General features: G+C 60.9%; 20 protein-coding genes. 10 read left to right on the top strand and 10 right to left on the bottom strand.

The window, feature by feature from the left end:
• Positions 1 to 28 precede the first annotated feature (28 nt).
• Together ACTG2W_RS18235 and ACTG2W_RS18230 are read left to right on the top strand one after the other, a co-directional pair.
• Complete coding sequence (locus ACTG2W_RS18235; protein WP_106842820.1) at positions 29 to 793, top strand: DUF3530 family protein; 765 nt, start codon at positions 29 to 31, stop codon at positions 791 to 793.
• 143 nt (positions 794 to 936) lie between these two features.
• Positions 937 to 1,893, top strand: coding sequence for a D-2-hydroxyacid dehydrogenase (locus ACTG2W_RS18230; RefSeq protein ID WP_021229760.1), 957 nt, complete (start codon positions 937 to 939; stop codon positions 1,891 to 1,893).
• 96 nt (positions 1,894 to 1,989) lie between these two features.
• Here ACTG2W_RS18230 and ACTG2W_RS18225 read toward each other — a convergent pair whose 3' ends face one another.
• On the bottom strand, positions 1,990 to 2,472 hold the full coding sequence (locus ACTG2W_RS18225; protein ID WP_106842821.1) for a YMGG-like glycine zipper-containing protein: 483 nt from the start codon (positions 2,470 to 2,472) through the stop codon (positions 1,990 to 1,992).
• Positions 2,473 to 2,959: 487 nt separating this feature from the next.
• Between ACTG2W_RS18225 and ACTG2W_RS18220 the strand changes: the two genes are divergently transcribed.
• On the top strand, positions 2,960 to 3,562 hold the full coding sequence (locus tag ACTG2W_RS18220) for a nitroreductase family protein (protein WP_106842822.1): 603 nt from the start codon (positions 2,960 to 2,962) through the stop codon (positions 3,560 to 3,562).
• A 112-nt stretch (positions 3,563 to 3,674) separates the two neighbouring features.
• On the opposite strand, the gene ACTG2W_RS18215 is transcribed toward ACTG2W_RS18220, so the two are convergent.
• On the bottom strand, positions 3,675 to 4,328 hold the full coding sequence (locus ACTG2W_RS18215) for an HAD-IA family hydrolase (protein ID WP_181281576.1): 654 nt from the start codon (positions 4,326 to 4,328) through the stop codon (positions 3,675 to 3,677).
• A 20-nt stretch (positions 4,329 to 4,348) separates the two neighbouring features.
• Complete coding sequence (locus tag ACTG2W_RS18210) at positions 4,349 to 4,594, bottom strand: hypothetical protein (RefSeq protein ID WP_106842824.1); 246 nt, start codon at positions 4,592 to 4,594, stop codon at positions 4,349 to 4,351.
• Between the two features lie 115 nt (positions 4,595 to 4,709).
• Between ACTG2W_RS18210 and ACTG2W_RS18205 the strand changes: the two genes are divergently transcribed.
• Entirely contained in the window at positions 4,710 to 5,618 is a 909-nt protein-coding gene (locus tag ACTG2W_RS18205) for a LysR family transcriptional regulator (RefSeq protein WP_440016448.1), read from the top strand.
• Between the two features lie 91 nt (positions 5,619 to 5,709).
• Here the strand turns inward: ACTG2W_RS18205 and ACTG2W_RS18200 are convergent, their stop codons facing one another.
• The 4 genes from ACTG2W_RS18200 to ACTG2W_RS18185 form a co-directional block, all read right to left on the bottom strand.
• Entirely contained in the window at positions 5,710 to 6,648 is a 939-nt protein-coding gene (locus ACTG2W_RS18200; RefSeq protein WP_106842826.1) for a sensor domain-containing diguanylate cyclase, read from the bottom strand.
• A gap of 199 nt (positions 6,649 to 6,847) precedes the next feature.
• A complete protein-coding gene (locus ACTG2W_RS18195; RefSeq protein ID WP_106842827.1) occupies positions 6,848 to 7,516 on the bottom strand; it encodes an excalibur calcium-binding domain-containing protein in 669 nt (222 codons plus the stop codon).
• 132 nt (positions 7,517 to 7,648) lie between these two features.
• Entirely contained in the window at positions 7,649 to 8,215 is a 567-nt protein-coding gene (locus ACTG2W_RS18190; protein WP_106842828.1) for a cysteine hydrolase family protein, read from the bottom strand.
• A gap of 49 nt (positions 8,216 to 8,264) precedes the next feature.
• Positions 8,265 to 9,428, bottom strand: coding sequence for an FAD-dependent oxidoreductase (locus ACTG2W_RS18185; protein WP_106842829.1), 1,164 nt, complete (start codon positions 9,426 to 9,428; stop codon positions 8,265 to 8,267).
• A 265-nt stretch (positions 9,429 to 9,693) separates the two neighbouring features.
• On the opposite strand from ACTG2W_RS18185, the gene miaB reads away from it, so the two are divergent.
• The 5 genes from miaB to lnt all read left to right on the top strand — a co-directional run bounded on the left by miaB (position 9,694) and on the right by lnt (position 15,365).
• Positions 9,694 to 11,127, top strand: a complete 1,434-nt coding sequence (gene miaB, locus ACTG2W_RS18180; RefSeq protein WP_005335132.1) for a tRNA (N6-isopentenyl adenosine(37)-C2)-methylthiotransferase MiaB — start codon at positions 9,694 to 9,696, stop codon at positions 11,125 to 11,127.
• 54 nt (positions 11,128 to 11,181) lie between these two features.
• The gene (locus ACTG2W_RS18175) at positions 11,182 to 12,231 is read left to right on the top strand and encodes a PhoH family protein (RefSeq protein WP_440016447.1); all 1,050 of its coding nucleotides are present in this window, start codon (positions 11,182 to 11,184) and stop codon (positions 12,229 to 12,231) included.
• A complete protein-coding gene (ybeY, locus tag ACTG2W_RS18170) occupies positions 12,228 to 12,692 on the top strand; it encodes an rRNA maturation RNase YbeY (RefSeq protein WP_236380149.1) in 465 nt (154 codons plus the stop codon). Before ACTG2W_RS18175 ends, ybeY begins: the two co-directional genes overlap by 4 nt.
• Before the next feature lie 95 nt (positions 12,693 to 12,787).
• Entirely contained in the window at positions 12,788 to 13,672 is an 885-nt protein-coding gene (gene corC, locus ACTG2W_RS18165; protein WP_005354092.1) for a CNNM family magnesium/cobalt transport protein CorC, read from the top strand.
• 148 nt (positions 13,673 to 13,820) lie between these two features.
• Positions 13,821 to 15,365, top strand: coding sequence for an apolipoprotein N-acyltransferase (gene lnt, locus ACTG2W_RS18160; protein ID WP_106842831.1), 1,545 nt, complete (start codon positions 13,821 to 13,823; stop codon positions 15,363 to 15,365).
• A 67-nt stretch (positions 15,366 to 15,432) separates the two neighbouring features.
• Here lnt and ACTG2W_RS18155 read toward each other — a convergent pair whose 3' ends face one another.
• The 3 genes from ACTG2W_RS18155 to ACTG2W_RS18145 form a co-directional block, all read right to left on the bottom strand.
• Complete coding sequence (locus tag ACTG2W_RS18155) at positions 15,433 to 16,617, bottom strand: MerR family transcriptional regulator (RefSeq protein WP_106842832.1); 1,185 nt, start codon at positions 16,615 to 16,617, stop codon at positions 15,433 to 15,435.
• Positions 16,618 to 16,774: 157 nt separating this feature from the next.
• The gene (gene recJ, locus ACTG2W_RS18150; RefSeq protein WP_106842833.1) at positions 16,775 to 18,505 is read right to left on the bottom strand and encodes a single-stranded-DNA-specific exonuclease RecJ; all 1,731 of its coding nucleotides are present in this window, start codon (positions 18,503 to 18,505) and stop codon (positions 16,775 to 16,777) included.
• A complete protein-coding gene (locus tag ACTG2W_RS18145; RefSeq protein WP_005335146.1) occupies positions 18,471 to 19,118 on the bottom strand; it encodes a disulfide isomerase DsbC N-terminal domain-containing protein in 648 nt (215 codons plus the stop codon). The genes recJ and ACTG2W_RS18145 overlap by 35 nt, the downstream gene beginning before the upstream one ends.
• 316 nt (positions 19,119 to 19,434) lie before the next feature.
• On the opposite strand from ACTG2W_RS18145, the gene mscL reads away from it, so the two are divergent.
• Positions 19,435 to 19,845 carry a large-conductance mechanosensitive channel protein MscL gene (mscL, locus tag ACTG2W_RS18140; protein ID WP_042054731.1) on the top strand — a complete coding sequence of 137 codons (411 nt, stop codon included), beginning with the start codon at positions 19,435 to 19,437 and terminating at the stop codon, positions 19,843 to 19,845.
• The last annotated feature ends 18 nt before the right edge of the window (positions 19,846 to 19,863 follow it).

Here is a 19,863-nt window from a genome sequence, read left to right as displayed (position 1 = left end):
CTAACCCAGATAACCGGGGGAGCACACTATGGCCAGATTATCCTTATCACTGCTGTTATTGACCATGCTGGCTGGCCATGTCGCGCAGGCGAGCGACGTTGCACCGCCCATCGCGGAGCCACTCCCCCTCGATCACTGGCAAGCGAGCGACTGGAAAGGGCTGCCCGATGTAACCCGGATCGACAAGCAGACGGTGCTGTTCGCCAAACACGACAGTGAAAACTATCTGGGGCTCGCCATTTTACTGCCCGACTGGCAGCGCAGCGGCCAGCTGTGGCAACTGACTCGCGCCCTCAGCCAGCTGGGCTTTGATACCCTGCTGCTGCTCCCCTCTCCCCAGCAAACCGAGCTCGACCCTGCCGCCGAGAAGAAAGCCAAGGAGAGCGATGCCTTTCGCAAGCAACTGGCTGAGCGGATCAGCAAGCTAGCTGATGCCAAGCTGCAGGAGGGGGGCTTCAAGCTGATCCTGGCGCAAGGTACCGGCGCCGCCTGGACTGCCAACCTCATCGCCAGCGAACAGTTGCCCGCCCCCGACGCGCTGGTGCTGCTCGATGGCTTTTTCCCCAATCAGCAGAGTAACCAGACCCTGGCCAAACAGGTGGCTCAGGCGGCCATCCCCACACTCGATCTCTATCAGGAGGATGGCGGTCGCTGGCCCCTGCTGGCCGCCGAGGCCCGCAAAAGCGAGAGCCGGCGCAGCAACAAGCTCAACTATCGCCCCTACGCCCTGATGGAGCTGGAGGAGACCCCCACCCGCATTCAGGGCTGGCTCAACCATCTGGGCTGGCTCTAAACCGGCCGCTAGCGTGGCGCAATAAAGCGCGCAAGCTCACATCTGCCGGATAAAGCCCCGCCATGACATAGCGGCAGGCTGGCCCTGACTGCATCCTCTTTGGCATCATGGCCTCTCGAACCTGAACAATGGCAGGAAGGTCCATGCAGCAAATCGTATTTCTCGACAGCGATACCCTGGATGCGGGCATCACCCTGCATCACCCCGACTTCCCCCACCACTGGCAGAGCTACCCAAGTACTACCCCGGAACAGGTGGTCGAGCGGCTGAAAGATGCCAGCATCGCCATCATCAACAAAGTACGGATCGGCGCCGCCGAGCTGGCCCAGCTACCGGAGCTCAAACTCATCGCCCTGGCCGCCACCGGCAGTGACAACGTGGATCTGGAAGCGTGCCGCGCCGCCAACGTCGGGGTGTGCAACATCCGCAACTACTCGGGCCCCTCGGTGCCGGAGCACGCCATGGCGCTGATGCTGGCCCTGTCGCGCAACCTCTTCTGCTGGCGCCAGTCGCTGCTGGAGGGGCGCTGGCAACAGAGCGGCCAATTCTGCTTTTTCGACCACAACATCATGGATCTGCACGGCAAGCAGCTTGGCATCATCGGCAAAGGGACACTCGGTCAGGCGCTCGGCGAGCGGGCCAAAGGGATGGGGATGACAGTGCGTTACGCCCAGAGCCAGGTCGGCACCAGTCACGACGAGGATCGCCTCCCCCTCGACGAGTTGCTGCAAAGTTCGGACGTCATCAGCCTGCACTGCCCGCTCACCCCCTACACCCGCAACCTCATTGGCGAGCGGGAGCTGGATCTGATGAAACCGGGCGCCCTGCTGATCAACGTCGGCCGTGGCGGGCTGGTGGATGAGGAGGCGCTGCTGCAAGCGCTGGCCAACGGCCGCCTCGGTGGCGCCGGTTTCGATGTGGCGAGCGTCGAACCGCCGCCTCCCGACCATCCCTTGATGAAGGCGCTGCAATACCCCCACTTCATTCTGACCCCCCATGTGGCCTGGGCCAGCGAGGAGTCGATGCAGCGTCTCGCCGATCAGCTGATCGACAACATCAACGCCTTTGCCGCCGGTCGCCGCCAGCACCGGCTGGTGTAACCGCACGAGCGAGTCACCGCAAAATCGAGTGACCACACCATGCAAAACGGGACCAACAGGCCCCGTTTTGCATCTTCCGCACTCACTGCACACGCATCAATCGTCGTCATGCCATCTGTGCTTCTTATGCTTTTTGTACTTCTTGTGGTGCTTGTGATGGTGATGATCATCGTCATCATCGTAATAGCGATCCTGGCTCTTGTGGCCATCGCCGGTCTTGGCACCGATGGCCGAACCACTCGCCCCGCCGACCCCGGCGCCGATCAGCTGACCGGTATCGCCACCAACACTCTTGCCGATGGCGGCACCGCCCAGCGCCCCCACCGCGCCGCCAAGGGCCGCTTCATTCTTGTTGCCCTTGTTGGCCGTCGCAGCCCCACCGGCCGCACCGCCCAACGCAGCCCCCACCAGCGCACCAGTATCGCCACCCAGCTCCTTGCCGATCATGGTGCCCGCTACCCCGCCTGCACCGCCACCCAGAATGGTATTGAGGGTCTCGGAAGCATGCACGGCGGCGCTGCCAGCCAGCAAGGCGCCCAGCAGTGCCAGTGCGCGAAAAGCACGCGAATTCATCTCCATGGGTACTCCTGTCCAATCTGATTAATTTCCTCTGCACTATACAAACCGGCAGGCAGCAAACCAGTGGGTGACTAGCGGCAAGTAGATTTTCACTTGAAACCCGGCAATAGGCGTGACCGGCAAGCCCGAATTCAATCTCTTGAATAACCACAAGAAATTTTTTATTTCACAGGTATGGCGTGTCCCTCGGCAGGGGCGGGAGGCTGTTGCAGCCCCACCCCAACTACTGGCGATCGGACAGCTCCTGTCACCTGCGCAGGGTTGGGTGGCGCAATCTCAGCTGGGCTGGCAGTTCAGCGCGCCTCAACCCCGTTCACTGGGGAGCAACAGGATCGCCTATGTGCGGGGTGTTAACCCTCAGTTGAAAGTGTCACCACTGCATGTAAACGCCCGGAAGATAATCGGGTGGTATAGTCTATAGCTTGAACAACAGGGGATGGCTGGCCACAAGGCTGGCGCCCGGTGACTATCAAGCAAAGGAGATGTTATGAGCAGTCCGTTTATCGAGCAGATCAAAGCACGTCGTACCATCTATGCCCTGAGTGACCAGGTCTCCCATACGTCTGAGCAGCTGACGGCCCTGATCCAGGATGCCATCAGGCACAGCCCCTCCTCCTTCAACTCCCAGAGCTCCCGCGCCGTCATCCTGTTTGGCGCCCAGCACCACAAGCTGTGGGATATCGTCAAAGCCGAGCTGAAAAAAATCGTGCCGCCGGAGGCCTACGCCCAGAGTGAGGCCAAGGTGGATGGCAGCTTCCGCGCAGGCTTTGGCACAGTGCTGTTCTTTGAGGACACCGACGTCATCAAGGATCTGCAGCAAAAGTTCGCCCTCTATGCCGACAACTTCCCCATCTGGTCGGAACATGCCACCGGCATCGCCCAGTTTGCGGTCTGGACGACGCTGGCGCAGGAGAAGGTCGGCGCCTCCCTGCAACACTACAACCCGCTTATCGACGAGGCGGTACGCAAGGAGTGGAACCTGCCCGCCAGCTGGCTGCTGCGCGCCCAGATGCCTTTTGGCAGTATCAAGCAACCGGCCGGCGACAAGACCTTTATCGACGACGCCACCCGTTTCCGCGTCTTCAAATAACGGTCAGATAGCAAAACGCCCCCGCATCTCGGGGGCGTTTTTATTGCGGCATAGAGTGCGGATGGCGATGGTTCATAGCGCATATGCGGCCACAACCCCTTATCTCCATCGATCAGGCGGGCAGTGTCACCAGCAGGGAGTCATCTTCCCCCAACTCCACCTTCACCTCGCGCCAGTCGCGGATCACCGCCACCACTGCCGGATTAAGCGGCGCATCGCCCCCCACCTGCACCACCGCGGCGCAGCCTGCGTTCAGGGCGCTCTCGATACCGGCCGGGGCATCCTCGAACACCAGACAACGAGCGGGCGAGACACCAAGCCGTTCTGCCCCCAGCAGATAGGGCTCGGGATCGGGTTTGCCATTGACCACAGCTTCGGCCCCCACCAGCATGGCGGGCAGCGGCAAACCGGCACAATGCAGGCGGTGACGGGCAACCCGCTCACTGGCGGAGGTCACGATGGCCCAGCGCTCTGGCGGCAAGCGGCGCAGCAACTCGCCACATCCGGCGATGGCATCGCCGCCGGTATGCAGCATCTCCAGCTCGTCGAGCCGCGCCGCCTCCCGCTCCACATCCAGTTGCAGGGCCAGCGCCCGGATCACCTCCCGCGAGCGCATGCCGTGGCACATCGCCAGCACCGGCTCGGGATCAAGCAGCTGTTCACGACACCAGATCCGCCATACCTGCTCCACATCGTCGGTCGAGCAGACCAAGGTGCCATCCATATCGAGCAGCAGGGCGGATACCGACAGGGTGATCGTGTTCATGCCAGCACTCATACAGACTCTCATACAGGCACCCCGGCCAGCTCGGGCAGAGAGCCAGAGAGTGCATCGGCAAAAGCCTGCTGCTGGGCGGTACGCTCATAACAGGCGAGCGCCTGTTCGGCGCTGCCTGCCCACACCTGCAGCGGGCCGACCACAAACCCCTGTTGCAGCAGGCTGGCGAGCAGCTCCCCCGTTTCTGGCGCGGCCAGCGGTTGGGCCAGCACCAGAGAGCCTTTGATCAAAAAGAGATAGCGTTGGGTCGACATGATATGACTCCTTGTTCCAGACCGGAGGGGACTCGACTCCCCTTTCAGTGCCATTAGAACAGGGCGTTTAGATAATTTATAATGAGTAAATGGCCACTTTCGATAATCAAACGGAATGAAATTCGACCTCAAACAACTGCAGGCGTTCGTGATGCTGGCCGAGACCGCTAACTACCGGGAAGCGGCCAGCCGCCTCTTTATCACCCAGCCGGCCCTCACCAAGCAGATCCAGGGGCTGGAGCAGACGCTGGGCTGCACCCTGTTCAAACGGGGCCGCCACGGTGCCGAGCTGACAGCACTCAGTGCCCAGCTGCTCACTCAGGCGAGTGCGCTGGTCGAGCACGGTCGGGAGTTCGAAAGCCATGCGCTGGCGGTGGCGAGCGGCGTGGCCGGTCGACTCAAAATTGGCTTCGGTCTGTCGAGTTTCGCACTGGCCCCTGCGCTGGTGGCCCGCTTCAAACAGCAGGTCACGGACGTGATGGTCCATCTGCAGGATATGCCCTCCGCCATCCAGCAGGAGCAGTTGCTCTCCGGCCAGTTGCAGCTTGGCTTTATGCGCAGACCTCAGATGCCGCAGTTACAGGAGCACAGACTGCTGATCGACCGGCTGGTGCTGGCGGTGCCGACACGGATGACAGAGCCAGACCCGGCCGCATTCGACGTCCAGCAGGCACTGACCAGTCAACCCCTGTTGCAGATGGTGGGCCACCGCTGCCCTGGGCTCAGCCAGCAGATCGCCGGTTTTCTCGGCGCCAATCGGCTGACCGGCATGGTTCAGGAGGCCGAAGATATCCAGACACTGGTGGCGCTGGTCGCGGCGGGCATCGGCAACGCCATCCCGCCACGCAGCGTCAGCTTTATCGCAGGGCCCGATGTCACCCTCTATCCCCTCTCAGGCCCCAGCTCCGAGTGGGAGGTCAGCATGGTATGGAATCCGGACTTTGCCGACCCCATCCGGGATCACTTCGTCAGGCAGGTGATCGCCAGCCATCCCCTGACGGTGTCGGCCACGCCCGAACGCTGAAACCAACCCTTGCTGGTGACTAACAAATGGCCAGCCAAAACAGTGCGCCCCCATCAAGGGGGCGCATGCAGGACAAAAGCGGCAATGCGGCTCAACAGCTGGCGCAGTGACTACGGTTTTTACCCGCCCCCTTGGCGCAATAAAGCGCCGCATCGGCCGCGGCCAGCAACGCCCCTTCACCCTCCAGCAGTTGCTCTGCCGTGTAGGTGGCAATGCCAATGCTGGCGCTAAGCTGAATATTATTTGCCACCACGATGTCGAGATCGTTGATGGCCTGGCGGATCTCCTCTCCAATCCGCTGGGCCGCATCTCGATCAGTATTGCCGAGGATCAGGGCAAACTCGTCACCACCAAAACGGCAGGGCAGATCCGCCGGACGCTGGCAGAAGGATTGCAGAAGATGGCCCACCAGCTGGAGGGAGCCATCCCCCATCTGATGACCAAGATGGTCATTGCACGCCTTGAAGTTATCCAGATCCAGCATGATGAGGGAGAGGGGAGTATGTTCACGCATGCTGCGCCGCCACTCGTTATGCAAAAAGCTGTTGAACAGCCGCCGATTGGCCAGTCCGGTCAGGGGATCATGTTGGGAGAGGCTGGCAACTTCCAGCTCCAGCAGCTTGCGCTCGGTGATATTGATATGGGCGATGGAAAAATACTCGGCGTCAAGCCCGGGTACCGGCGCTACTCGCATCATAAACCAGCGCTGGGTGTCGGGGCTGTGGCAGGGGTATTCCAGATAGAACTTCTCCTGCTGATGACGGATAACCCGAAGGATCCCCTCCACGGCAGCCAATCCCGAGGGCTCGGCTTCAGCGTCACAAGCCCCCATGTAATTGACCCCAATCCAGTTATATCCCTTGGGCATGCCGTTTTGCTCGGCAAACAGATCCCAGGCGAGATTGGTGTAATGGATCACGCCATCCCGATCTATCACCGATATCTGGTCTTCCAGCGAATCCAGCAGCGCAGCCAGATAATGAGCCCGCTCGGAGAAGTGACTTCGCGGCCTCTGTATATCATCCACCATAATGGCCATCCTGTGGCAAAAGTGGCATACCGCCATCTATTAACAATTAAGTCAGCAGATAGAGTAAAGCACCCAATTTCCACTTGGCCAACTGAGACCAAATTTCACCATCGAACACTATCCGGCAAGGTTTCAGGCCAGTTTCCCTGTTCCGGATAACAAGAGCGCATCATGAGCATATGTATCTGATAAGTCACATTTAATGACCACACCACTGATTTTCACAGGGGATGCCATCTCCTTCCCCATCCATCTTGGTACCAGGGCAGTTTTGTAAAAACCAGGTTGCCTCCTCGCAGGAGGTCATCTGGGAGCAATGCTGCCGACCATCACACTGACGAATAAAGGTCGTTGTCTGTGGCGTGCTGACCGAGGTGCTGATCTCCTCCTGATTGAAAGAGGAGACCGACAATGGCGCCATCGACTCGGCCGAGAAACGGGAATAGATGGAAAAGAGGCCGACGAGCACCAGCAGAGGGATCAATTTGCCACTCCAGCTGCTCTTGCGACGTCGATAGGGGTTACTTCTCTCTCTGGTCGAGGTGGATCGTGGCGGCTGACTTGCCGCCCGAAAGGATGGCGCCGCTGATGATGCGGATGAAGGCTCGGCATCCGCCAACGTGAGCGGGCGATCGGGGAAAAAGACCTGTAACGCCCTTGGTTTGCCATCCTGGCCACTGCCGATCAGATAGGTGACACGCTCCCCTGGCACTGGCACGCGGCCATCTGATTGCAGCGCCGTAACATGCACAAACAGCCCTGCACTGCGTGCTCCATTGATTGCCTGCTCGGCGCCATTTTGCTCCGGCGTAATAAATCCAAAGCCGCGCGCCTCGTTCCAGCTCGCGATCCGTCCCTGATAACGCATCTGTCCATCCTTGTTGTTATCCATGTGAGCACTATATTGCCCGACAATCATGTTGCCCAAAAGTGCTGCGGCCCGACAGGGAGCCGCAGAGTCAATCTCAAAACAGTGATCGGGCGCAGCCTGCGTTAAGGATCAAGCCAACTGGGACACCTTGATGATCTCGGCGATGCGACCCAGCATGCGCAGCGAGGTGTGATGCTCGGTGGCATCTGCGGCGGCGCAGGCATCCTCCAGAATGGTGATGGCGTAGTCGCGATCGTGACCATCCCGCGCTGCCGCCTGAATGGCCCAGCTAGTGCTCACCCCACACAGATAGAGGTGGTCGATGTGATTGGCCCGCAGCGCAGGCTCCAGCGCCGTGCCATAGAAGGGGCTGACCCTGGGCTTGGCCAGCACCAGATCGCCGGGCTGCACATCCAGATCAGGATGAAAGTCGGTGCCGCTGTCAGCCAAAGAGAGCGCCCCCAACTGGTGAGCGCGACCAAACATGGGAGACCCCTTGGGCTGCAGCTGATAGCCGCCGTCAAAGCCCACCTTGATCAGCACCACCAGCCAGCGGTGGGCGCGGGCATGGGCCAGCGCCTGATTGGCATGCGCGATGGCATCCTGCTCCAGCACATGGGCAGCCGAGGCGGCAATGCGCCCATCGGGATGGGCAATATCGTTGATAAAATCGATCACCAGCAGTGCCTTGTTCATCACCTTTGCTCCTTCGCGCATTCAGCCCGTGTTATCTGGTTCCTACCTGTCAAACCAGCCCCAGTGCATAGCGCAGCGCCATCTCTTTGAGCGGGCCCGCCTTGTCCGCCAGATTGAGGGCCAGATTGCGGGCCAGCTTGAGGGGGCCAATCTCGTTGCTGAACACCCCGTAGAAGAGATCCATCCCCGACTGCATCAGCAGGTTGTCAGGACGACGGCGCCGCTCGTAACGCTCGGCCAACGCCAGTTGATGCCAGTCGGCGCCAGCTCCTTGCAGCAGATCAGTCCAGCAGGCCACATCCTTGAAGCCAAGGTTGACCCCCTGCCCCGCCAGCGGGTTGATGGTGTGGGCAGCATCGCCAAGCAGCACCACCCGACCGGCGTGATAGTCGTTGGCGTGGCGGCGCACCAGCGGGAAGCTCCCCTTGCCGATGACGGTGAACCCGCCGAGCCGACTCGGGAAGTGGCGGCGCACTTCGGCGGCAAGCCCTTCGTTGCTCATGGCCGCCAGCGCCCGGATCCGAGCCGGGCTGTCATACCACACCAGAGAGCCGTGCTGGCCTGGTAGTGGCAGGAAGGCGTGCGGGCCGCTCGGGGTGAACTGCTGCCAAGTGATATCTTCCTGCGCAAAGTCGGTGTCGATATTGATCAGCATGCAGTGCTGGCGGTACTCGAAGCGCGATACGCCGATACCCGCCAGCTTGCGGGTGTGGGATTCGGCACCATCGCAAGCCAGCACCCAGCGCGCGGCCAGTTCAGTGCCGTCATCCAGAGTCAGCACAGCTTCATCTGCACTCTGGCGCAGGCTGGTCACCGCCGCCGGGGTATGGGTCTGGATGGTGGGGAAATCCTCCATCCGTTTGAGCAGGGCGAGCTGCACCAACCGGTTTTCGATGATGTAGCCGAGCTGGGGCAGACCGAGATCGGCGGCATTGAAGCGGGTGGCAAAACCGTCCAGCTCCCAGGTCTCCAGTCGGCGGTAGGGGCAGAGCCGCATCTGCTGCAGATGGTGCCAGGCACCGGCCTGCTCCAGCAGCGCCACCGAGGCCTGACTGATGGCAGAGACCCGCAGATCCAGCGGCTGCTCCGGCGCGTAATGCTCCGGCAGTTGGGTCTCGATGACCCGCACCGAGAGGCCCTGAGCCGCCAGCAGACAGGCTGTGGCGGCGCCCACCATGCCGGCGCCGACGATGGCGATATCACACTGTTCCATACATTTATTCCTGAAAGGGTACGTCCGGCGACAGCGCCCGGACGTGAACCGGATGGCAACATGATAGCGCAAGGGCGGCTGATAAACAGTGAGACAAACGGGGAATTGCTGCGTCAAATCAAGGAGAAAGCTTATTGAGCTTGCTGGCAACAGGTATCGGGTGAGCACCATTGCCAGCTGGATATTAGCTAGGCAGTATCCAGATTGCGGAGTAAAATGCGCGGTCCTTTGACCATGCCGATTTCAAAACAAGTCAAGAGAAGCAATGAGCAAGAAACTTCACATTAAAACCTGGGGTTGCCAGATGAACGAGTATGACTCGTCCAAAATGGCCGACCTGTTGGATGCCAGCAATGGCTACACCCTTACCGAAGAGCCCGAAGAGGCAGATGTCTTGCTGCTGAATACCTGCTCCATCCGCGAAAAGGCGCAGGAGAAGGTGTTCCACCAGCTGGGACGCTGGAAAAAGCTCAAGGCCAACAAGCCCGGTCTGGTGATCGGCGTGGGTGGCTGCGTTGCCTCTCAGGAGGGCGATGCGATTCGCCAACGCGCTCCCTATGTGGATATCGTGTTCGGCCCGCAGACCCTGCATCGCCTGCCCGCCATGATCAAGGAAGTGCAAGAGGGCCGTGGTGCCCAGGTTGATATCGCCTTCCCCGAGATCGAAAAATTCGACAGCCTGCCCGAACCGCGCGCCGAAGGGGCCACCGCGTTCGTCTCCATCATGGAAGGCTGCTCAAAATACTGTACTTACTGCGTGGTACCCTACACACGCGGTGAAGAGGTGAGCCGTCCGCTCGACGACGTGCTCTACGAAATCGCCCAGCTCGCCCAGCAGGGCGTGCGCGAAGTGAATCTGCTCGGCCAGAACGTCAACGCTTACCGCGGCCCGACCTTTGATGGCGGCATCTGTACCTTCGCCGAGTTGCTGCGTCTGGTAGCCGCCATCGACGGTATCGATCGCATTCGCTACACCACCAGCCACCCGATCGAGTTCACCGACGACATCATCGAGGTCTACAAAGACACCCCGGAAGTGGTCAGCTTCCTGCACTTGCCGGTGCAGAGCGGCTCCGACCGTATTCTGACCATGATGAAGCGCCCGCACACCATCCTGGAGTACAAATCCAAGATCCGTCGCCTGCGTGCCGCCCGTCCCGACATCACCATCAGCTCCGACTTCATCGTTGGCTTCCCGAACGAGACGGACGAAGACTTTGAAGCGACCATGAAGCTGATCGAGGATGTGGGTTTCGACATGAGCTTCAGCTTCATCTTCAGCCCGCGCCCGGGCACCCCGGCCGCCGACATGCCCGACGATGTCGACATGGAAGTGAAGAAAGCCCGTCTGGCCCGCCTGCAGCACGTCATCAACAACCAGGCGATGCAGATTGGCCGTGCCATGCTGGGCACCACCCAGCGCATCCTGGTGGAAGGGCCCTCCAAGCTCGACCCGATGCAGCTGTGTGGCCGCACCGAAAACAACCGGGTGGTCAACTTCGAAGGCCAGCACACCCTGATCGGCGGCTTTGCCGACGTGGAGATCACCGAGGTACGTCCCAACTCCCTGCGCGGCAAGTTCATCCGCGGCGAGAGCGAGATGAACCTGCGGATCGCCACAGCACCGAGCGAAATCCTGGCCCGTCGCCCGGATAACGTACCGGACGAGCTGGGCGTTGCCGCCTTCACTCCCCATTAATCCCCTCCTCCCCATTCGCCCGACGGATGGGGAGCGCCTTGAGACGAGGATATTTTGAGCCGACACATCTCGACCCTGAATCTGCATCTGGAGCCCGCCGACAACCAGCGCCTTGCCAGCCTGTGCGGTCCCTTCGATGACAACATCAAGCAGCTGGAGCGCCGCCTCGGCGTCGAGATCAGCTACCGTGACAGCCACTTCCAGTTGGTGGGCAAACCGGCCCAGCTGGATGCCGCCGCCGTCATCCTCAAGCACCTCTATGTGGAAACCCAGCCCCTCAAGGGTGGCAAGGTGACCGACATCACCCCCGACATGGTCCATCTGGCCATTCAGGAGTCGCGGGTGCTGGAGCAGGATGACGAACCTGCGCCGAGCATCCCCTATGGCAAGGAAGTGACGGTCAAGACCAAGCGCGGTCTCATCAAGCCACGCAGCCCAAATCAGGCCCAGTACATTGCCAATATCGTGCGCCACGATATCTGCTTCGGCATAGGCCCGGCCGGTACCGGCAAGACCTATCTGGCGGTCGCGGCAGCAGTGGATGCGCTGGAGCGTCAGGAAATTCGCCGCATTCTGCTGACTCGTCCGGCGGTGGAAGCGGGCGAGAAGCTCGGCTTCCTGCCCGGGGACCTCTCCCAGAAGGTGGACCCTTACCTGCGCCCGCTCTACGACGCCCTGTTCGAGATGCTGGGCTTTGAGCGGGTCGAGAAGCTTATGGAGCGCAACATCATCGAAGTGGCGCCGCTCGCCTATATGCGCGGAAGAACCCTCAATGACGCCTTTATCATTCTCGATGAGGCCCAGAACACCACCACCGAGCAGATGAAGATGTTCCTCACCCGCATCGGCTTCAACTCCAAGGCAGTGGTCACCGGTGACATCACCCAGGTAGACCTGCCGCGCAACGCCAAATCCGGCCTGCGTCACGCGCTGGAAGTGCTGCCAGGGGTCGATGGTCTGTCGTTCAACTTCTTCGAGTCCAAAGACGTGGTGCGCCACCCGGTGGTGGCCCGCATCGTGCAGGCCTATGAGGCCTTCGACGCCAAGCAGGCAGCCGAGAAGGTGGCCAGCCAAGCAAACACCAGCAAAGAGAGCGAGCAATGAGCGTAACCCTGGATCTGCAACTGGCCAGTGCCAGCACCGACGGCCTGCCGAGCGAGGCCCAGCTGCAGGGCTGGCTCGACGGCACCATTCTCGGCTTCCAGCAGGAGGCTGAAGTGACGGTGCGCATCGTCGACGAGGCGGAGAGCAACGAGCTCAACCTCACCTATCGCGGCAAGGACAAGCCCACCAACGTGCTCTCCTTCCCGTTCGAGGCACCACCCGGTCTGGAGCTGCCGCTGCTGGGCGATCTGGTGATCTGCCGTCAGGTGGTAGAGCGCGAGGCCGAGGAGCAGGGCAAGCCCCTCATGGCCCACTGGGCCCACATGGTTGTGCATGGCAGTCTGCATCTGCTAGGTTATGACCATATCGAGGATGAGGAAGCCGAAGAGATGGAAGCGCTTGAGCGCGACATCATGCAGGAGCTCGGTTTTGCCGATCCTTATCTGAACGACGAAGAGTAAAGAACCGGATGGTCATCGTCTTGAAACAGCAGATGACCATCCTTATATAACCCGAACTATTTCAAGTGTGTTCATACGAGTAACCAAGAGAGAAAATGACCGACGATCACCCTAGTACCGGCTCGCCGAAGAAAACCTGGCTCGACAAACTCAGCCAACTCTTCCAGGGCGAGCCAAAAGACCGCAATGATTTGGTAGACGTGATAGCCGATGCCGAAGAGCGCGACCTCATCGATCAGGACACCAAGGACATGATCGAGGGGGTGCTGGAGATCGCCGATCTTCGCGTGCGCGATATCATGATCCCCCGCTCCCAGATGGTGACCATCGAGAAGTCCCAACCGGTGGATGCAATCCTGCCGGTGATCATCGAGTCCGGCCACTCCCGCTTCCCGGTGATCAACGAGGACAAGGATCATGTGGAGGGCATTCTGCTCGCCAAGGATCTGCTCCCCTTCGGGTTTGGCGGCCATCACGCCAGCGAGCCGCTGCAGCTCGAGAAAATCTTGCGCCCCACGGTGATCGTGCCGGAAAGCAAACGGGTTGACCGTCTGCTCAAGGAGTTCCGTGAAGAGCGCTACCACATGGCCATCGTGGTCGACGAATTTGGTGGCGTCTCCGGTCTGGTGACCATCGAAGACATACTGGAACTGATCGTTGGCGAGATCGACGACGAGTTTGACGACATCGAGGATGAACCGGACGAAATCCGCCGCCTCAGCAAGCGGGTCTTCTCCATCAGCGCCCTGACCGAGATCGAGGATTTCAACGACTTCTTCGGCACCAAATTCAGCGATGAAGAGGTGGATACGGTAGGTGGTCTGGTAATGCACGCCTTCAGCCACCTGCCCAAGAAGGGCGAGGAGATCGAGCTGGACGGCTACCTGTTCAAGGTGATGCATGCCGACCGGCGCCGTCTGCAGCAGCTGCAGGTGAAGATCCCCGAGCACCACGCGGCAGCGCAATCCGAGCCGCAATAAGCAGATCCGCTCGATGTGTGAAACAACGCCCCGACCTCGGGGCGTTGTGCTCTCTGCCACCGGCATCGAGGCTCGCCGTTGTCCCGCTTACAGGTTAAGATACCGGCCATTCGACCCCAGTTGCACACCAAGACGAGCACCATCGCCCGTGAGATTATCCCCTGTTACTTCCAAAATTCTGTTAAGCCTCAGTGCATTGGCCTCTGGTGCCATCGCCGTGCTGGCCTTCTCCCCCTTCGGCTACTGGCCGCTGGTGATCCCCTCCCTGCTTGGCCTCTACGCCCTGCTGGACAAAGCAACGCCGAAACAGGCCGCCTGGCGCGGTTTTGGCTACGCCATGGGACTCTTTTTACCGGGGCTGTGGTGGATCCATGTCAGCATGACCGAGTTTGGCGGCATCCCGCTGCCGGTCGCCTTCGTGCTGCTGGCCGGGCTCTCCGCCTATCTGGCCCTCTACCCGACGCTCGCATGCTGGATCTTTGCCCGCTTCTTTGGCGGCCGTCACTGGAGCCGCTGGCTGCTCGCCTTCCCGGCTCTGTGGTTAGTGGCTGACTGGCTACGTGGCTGGGTGATGACCGGTTTCCCCTGGCTCTGGTTTGGTTACAGCCAGATCGACGGCCCGCTCAAGGGATTTGCCCCCATTCTCGGGGTGCAGGGCATCACCCTCGCCCTGTTGCTGTCCGCCTCCGCTATCTGGCTGGTGTGGAAGTCCCGCTCCCCGCTCTGGCTGGCGGTGCCTGCCCTGCTGGTGGCCGGTGCCCACGGTCTGATGCAGCTCAACTGGGTGACCCGTGGCGAGCCGGTCAAGGTGGCACTGGTGCAGGGTAATATTGCCCAGTCCATCAAGTGGGATCCGGAGGCCCTGGCCCCCACGGTGCGCACCTATCAGGACTTGAGCCGCGAGAATCAGGATGCCGACATCATCATCTGGCCGGAATCGGCGATCCCGGCCATCGAGAAGGCGATGGGCCCCTATCTGGAGAATCTGGACAAGGCGATGAAGGTGAACGATACCGGCCTGCTGGCTGGGATTATTCACTACGACGAGCAGCAACAGCGCTTCTACAATACCGTGCTCGGCATGGGGGTGCAGGATGCGGATGGCAAGGAGTCCTACTTCTACAACCACTCCAACCGCTACAACAAGTACCACCTGCTGCCCATCGGCGAGTTCGTGCCGTTTGAAGATCTGTTGCGCCCCATCGCCCCCTTCTTCAACCTGCCGATGTCCTCCTTCAGCCGGGGTGACGAGGTGCAGCCCAACCTGATCGCCAAGGGGCTCAAGTTTGCCGCCGCCATCTGCTACGAGATCATCTTCCCGGAGGAAGTGCGCCGCAACGTCAATGCCGATACCGACTTCCTGCTGACCGTCTCCAACGATGCCTGGTTCGGCACCAGCATCGGCCCGTGGCAACATATGGAGATCGCTCGGATGCGCGCGCTGGAGCTGGCTCGTCCGCTGCTGCGCGACACCAACACCGGCATCACCATCGTGACCGAGATCGATGGCAGCATCATCGGCCAAATCCCGCAGTTTGAAGCGGGCGTGCTGCGCAGCGAGGTACGTCCCGCCCACGGCGAGACCCCCTACATGCGCTTTGGCAGCTGGCCCCTCTACGGTCTGACCGTGCTGCTGCTGGGTCTGGCGCTGGCGCTGCGCCCCAAGGCTCACCCCTGGGCCCGCGAGCTGTAACGCCAATCCGCAATCCCTGATAAACAACGAGGCGCCCGCAGGCGCCTCGTTTTTTTACGACAGCTAATTACGCATCTTTTTGCAGGCAGCAGATCACATAGCCGTAACTGCCCAGATATTGGCGGTGGATGGCCACTTCCCGGCTCAAGTCCTGCCAGGCGGCACTCTCCCCCAGCTCGTCTCGATAGCGCACCAGATTGACCTCGATAGGGTCCAGATAGTTGTTCCAGGCGCTCATCGGCAAGGGAGTGTGTGACAGGCAGCGGTAGCCTGCCGCTTGTACCGTCTCAAGCAGGCCCGCCAGCGTCTGCATGGCGGGATAATCCTGCTGCCAGAATGCCAATGCCTCCTCGGGCGGGTTATCGGTCAGCCAGACCGCATCACTCAGCACGATGCAAGCCTGCGGGCTCGCGAGCAGCGGGCGCCACGCCTTCAGCGCATTGGCAACCCCCATCACGTAAGCGCTCCCCTCTGCCCAGATGAGGTCGGCCGGGGCCAGATCGTCCGGCAGTGCCGCCATGTTGGCGCAGAGGGTGGAAACATGCTCAAAACCCGCCGCGCGGGCAGAGTGAGCCACGGCGGCCAGTGCCTCCTCTTCCAGATCGATGGCCACAATGTCAGCATCGGTCACCTGAGCCAGCGCCATGGTTGACGCCCCACGCCCGCAGCCCATGTCGAGGATCCGGCGCGGCCGAATGGGCAAGGCGGCAAACTGCTGCTGGGTGAAGGCGCGATCCCCCGGCCCCCAGTAACTCATGCCATCCAGCAGCTGGATAAAGTCCTTGATGTAACGCTCATGTTCATTCATGTCTTTGCTCAACCATTGCAAGTGGTAGCGATCTTTCTCGCTAAAACCCTGTTTCATCACCCACGCGAAGTAGGCCTCCGGTGCCTCGCGCTGCAGTTGCAGCTGCCAGGCCTTGAATTCCTCACCGGAGCGCGGGCGCAGCCCTGCCAGATCCGCCAACAGATCCCGGGCGCGCTGCATCCGCGCCAGCTCCTCATCCAGCTCCCTGACCCGGGCCTGCAATGCCGCCTGATCTATCTCGCCAGCCAGACAGGCGAGGCACTGCTTGAGGCTGAGGCCACCTGCCTGCAGGGCCTGCACCATCTGCAGTCGCTGCAGATCCCCCTCGTCATAGTGGCGATAGCCGTTGGCGGCCCGGGTACCGGCAATCACCCCCAGCTTCTCGTAATAGAGCAGGGTGGAGCGGGCGAGGCCGCAGCGGCGGGCCAGTTCGGATATTTTCATGGCAATCACTCACGGTGCGGGCCCTCAGGTGACCCGATAGAGACGAGCTTAAACTGTAAAGCTATAGACAGGTCAACGCCCTTTTCCAGAGATCTGCCAACAAAAACGGCCACCCGAGGGTGGCCGTTGTCAGCGATAGGGCTGCGATGCTATTGACTCAGAGACCGGCTGCCTCCAGATGCTCCACCAGCAGCTGCACGCTGCGGTTGCCGCGCCACTCGTTGACGTCAAGCCGGTAGACAAGCCGCACCCGCTTGACCGAGGCATCGGGCCAGCGCTTGAGATCGACGCCAAAGGCGATGGCATCCACCGCATGACCGGAATCGGTTGTCAGCATCATCTTGAGGTGCTTCTCCCCCACCAGCCGCTGCTGCACCAGCACGAACTCGCCGTCGAACAGCGGCTCGGGGAAGGCCTGACCCCAGGGGCCGGAGGCGCGAATAAGCTCCGCTAGCTCGAGGTTGAGCTCATCCGGCAACAACTCGCCATCAGTGAGCAGCACCCCGGTCAAAAGCTCCGGTGTCACCAGCTCGCTGATGACCGCCTCAAAGGCGCGGCTGAAAGCCTCGATATTGGCCTTGGGCAGGGTCAGCCCCGCCGCCATGGCGTGGCCGCCAAACTTGCCCATCAGCCCCGGATGGCGGGTATCGAGCAGTTCCAGTGCATCGCGCAGGTGCACGCCGGGGATGGAGCGGCCGGAGCCCTTGATCTCGGTCTCGCTGCTCTCGGCAAAGGCGATGACCGGGCGGTAGTACTTCTCCTTCACCTTGGAGGCCACCAGCCCCACCACCCCCTGATGCCACTCATTGCGGTGCAGCACTATGCCCGACGGCACCTCTCCATCGCGAAACCGGATCTGCTCAAGGGTGGCGAGGGCCTCCTGCTGCATCCCCTGCTCGATCTCCTTGCGCTCCTGATTGAGGCTGTCCATCTCGGCCGCAAGCTGGCGCGCCAGATTGAGATCATCACAGAGCAGACAGGCGACCCCGAGGGACATGTCATCGAGACGGCCCACCGCATTGAGGCGTGGCCCCAGTGCAAAACCGAGGTCGGCGGCGGTGAGGCGACGACCATCGCGGCCCGACACATCCACCAGCGCCTGAATGCCGGGGCGACAGCGCCCGGCACGGATCCGCTGCAAGCCCTGATGGACCAGAATGCGGTTGTTGCCATCGAGCGCCACCACATCGGCGACCGTGCCGAGGGCCACCAGATCGAGGTAATCCGCCACATTGGGGGCGCGCAACCCTTGCCGCTCGTACCAGCCGAGCTGACGCAGATGGGTATTGAGGGCCGCCATCAGGTAGAAGGCTACCCCGACCCCGGCCAGCGACTTGGAGGGGAAATCGCAACCGCGCTGGTTCGGGTTGACGATGGCATCGGCGTCAGGCAGTTCCTGACCCGGCAAATGGTGATCGGTAACCAGTACCTGCATGCCGGCCGCCTTGGCAGCCGCCACCCCGGCGATGCTGGAGATGCCGTTATCCACCGTGATCAGGAACTCGGCGCCGCGGGCCACCGCCAGCTCGACAATCTCGGGGGTGAGGCCGTAGCCAAACTCGAAGCGGTTGGGCACCAGAAAATCGATGTGGCGACCGCCCATGGCGCGCAGGGCCAGCACACACAGGGCCGAACTGGTGGCACCATCGCAGTCGAAGTCGCCGACAATCAGGAGCCGTTTCTGGGCGGTCAGGGCATCCGCCAGCAGCGGCACCGCCTGCTCCATGCCATAGAGGCGCTGGGGCGGCAACAGCTGGCTGGCGCTGCGCTCCAGCAGGGCGGGATCCTCTACGCCACGGCTGGCGAAGATTTGGCGAAGCAGGGGATGCAGGGTGGCAGGCAGATGGGAATCATCAACTCGCGGACGACGACGGATTTGCAGGGACATCAATATGATCCAGTATCTTGAGCAGCTGTTCGGGGCTCTGATACCCGCGCACCAGATCCCCGTCGGAGGAGACCCAGGCCGGCAGTACCTTGACCCCCAACCATTGGCTCAGGCCAATATTTTGGATAAGGGTCTCACTACATGCCGTTTGAGGCAAATAGGCTTTTAACGGATCATTTTGCAGCAGGGGATCGCTGCACCAGTCGGCGGCCCGCTCGGCGTGATCAATCACCGGATAGAGTGCCACGCTCACCCCGGATGCCTGCAAGTGTTGCAAGGTGCCGGAGAGCTGACGACGTTTGGCATCCTGCTCGCCGAGAAACAGTGCAACCCGGTGACGCTCATCACGGGCCTTGAGCACGATGGGGGCATGAGCCACCTGCGCCAGCCCAAGTCGGCGCTGCTCGCGCATACCCGAGATGGTCAGGTTCTTCATGTCGCGAGTCATATCCAGCATGACCCCCTGCACCACATAATCCCCTTTGGCATCGCTGTAGAGCACCCCCTGTGAGGTGCCCAGCATATACAACCCCGCAATCGGGGTCGGTTCAACCAGATAGACGGGAACCCCCAGCCGGGCCGTGATGGTCTGTTTCAAGGCTTGGGTATCCATCCCCGCTCTGGCAGCAAATGTGCACAAAAGCATCATTCCCAGTAGTAAATACTTCACTTGTTTACTCACGTGGTATGAATGAATCGACCCAGCAAACTACAGCAGCACAGCTCATCATTCAACCAGCTACTTACCAAAAAATTAATATCACTTTGTACCAAAAAAATGGCTCCCCCCGATTGCCAAGGACTCATAACGCCCGCAAGCTAGTCAGGACGACAGGAACAACGCGGCTTAGCCTCTGTTTTTCCTGACAAGAGTTCGCCCTTTGGCAAGGGTAATCAACGCGCTATCTTGTTTAATTTCGGAGGAAATAATGAGTCTGATTCAAGAGTTCAAAGCCTTTGCCGCCCGCGGCAACGTCATCGATATGGCGGTCGGTATCATCATTGGTGCCGCCTTCGGCAAAATTGTCTCCTCTTTTGTCGGTGACGTGATCATGCCGCCCATCGGCCTGATCCTGGGCGGCGTGGACTTCAGCGACCTGGCGGTCACCCTGAAGGCCGCAGAAGGTACAACACCCGCCGTAGTTATCGCCTATGGCAAGTTCATCCAGACCATCATCGACTTTCTGATCATCTCTTTTGCCATCTTCATGGGACTGAAGGCCATCAACACCCTGAAGAAGAAGCAGGAAGAGGAAGCCGCCGCCCCGGCAGGCCCGACCAAGGATCAGGAGCTGTTGACCGAGATCCGCGACCTGCTGAAATCCCAGCAAGGGAAGTAAGCGCCATCTCCTGTCGTG

Source organism: Aeromonas sp. 96A (assembly GCF_051919165.1).
GTDB lineage: Bacteria > Pseudomonadota > Gammaproteobacteria > Enterobacterales > Aeromonadaceae > Aeromonas > Aeromonas veronii.
The sequence above is the reverse complement of the archived record's forward strand: the minus strand, read 5'-3'. Positions and strand labels throughout refer to the sequence as shown.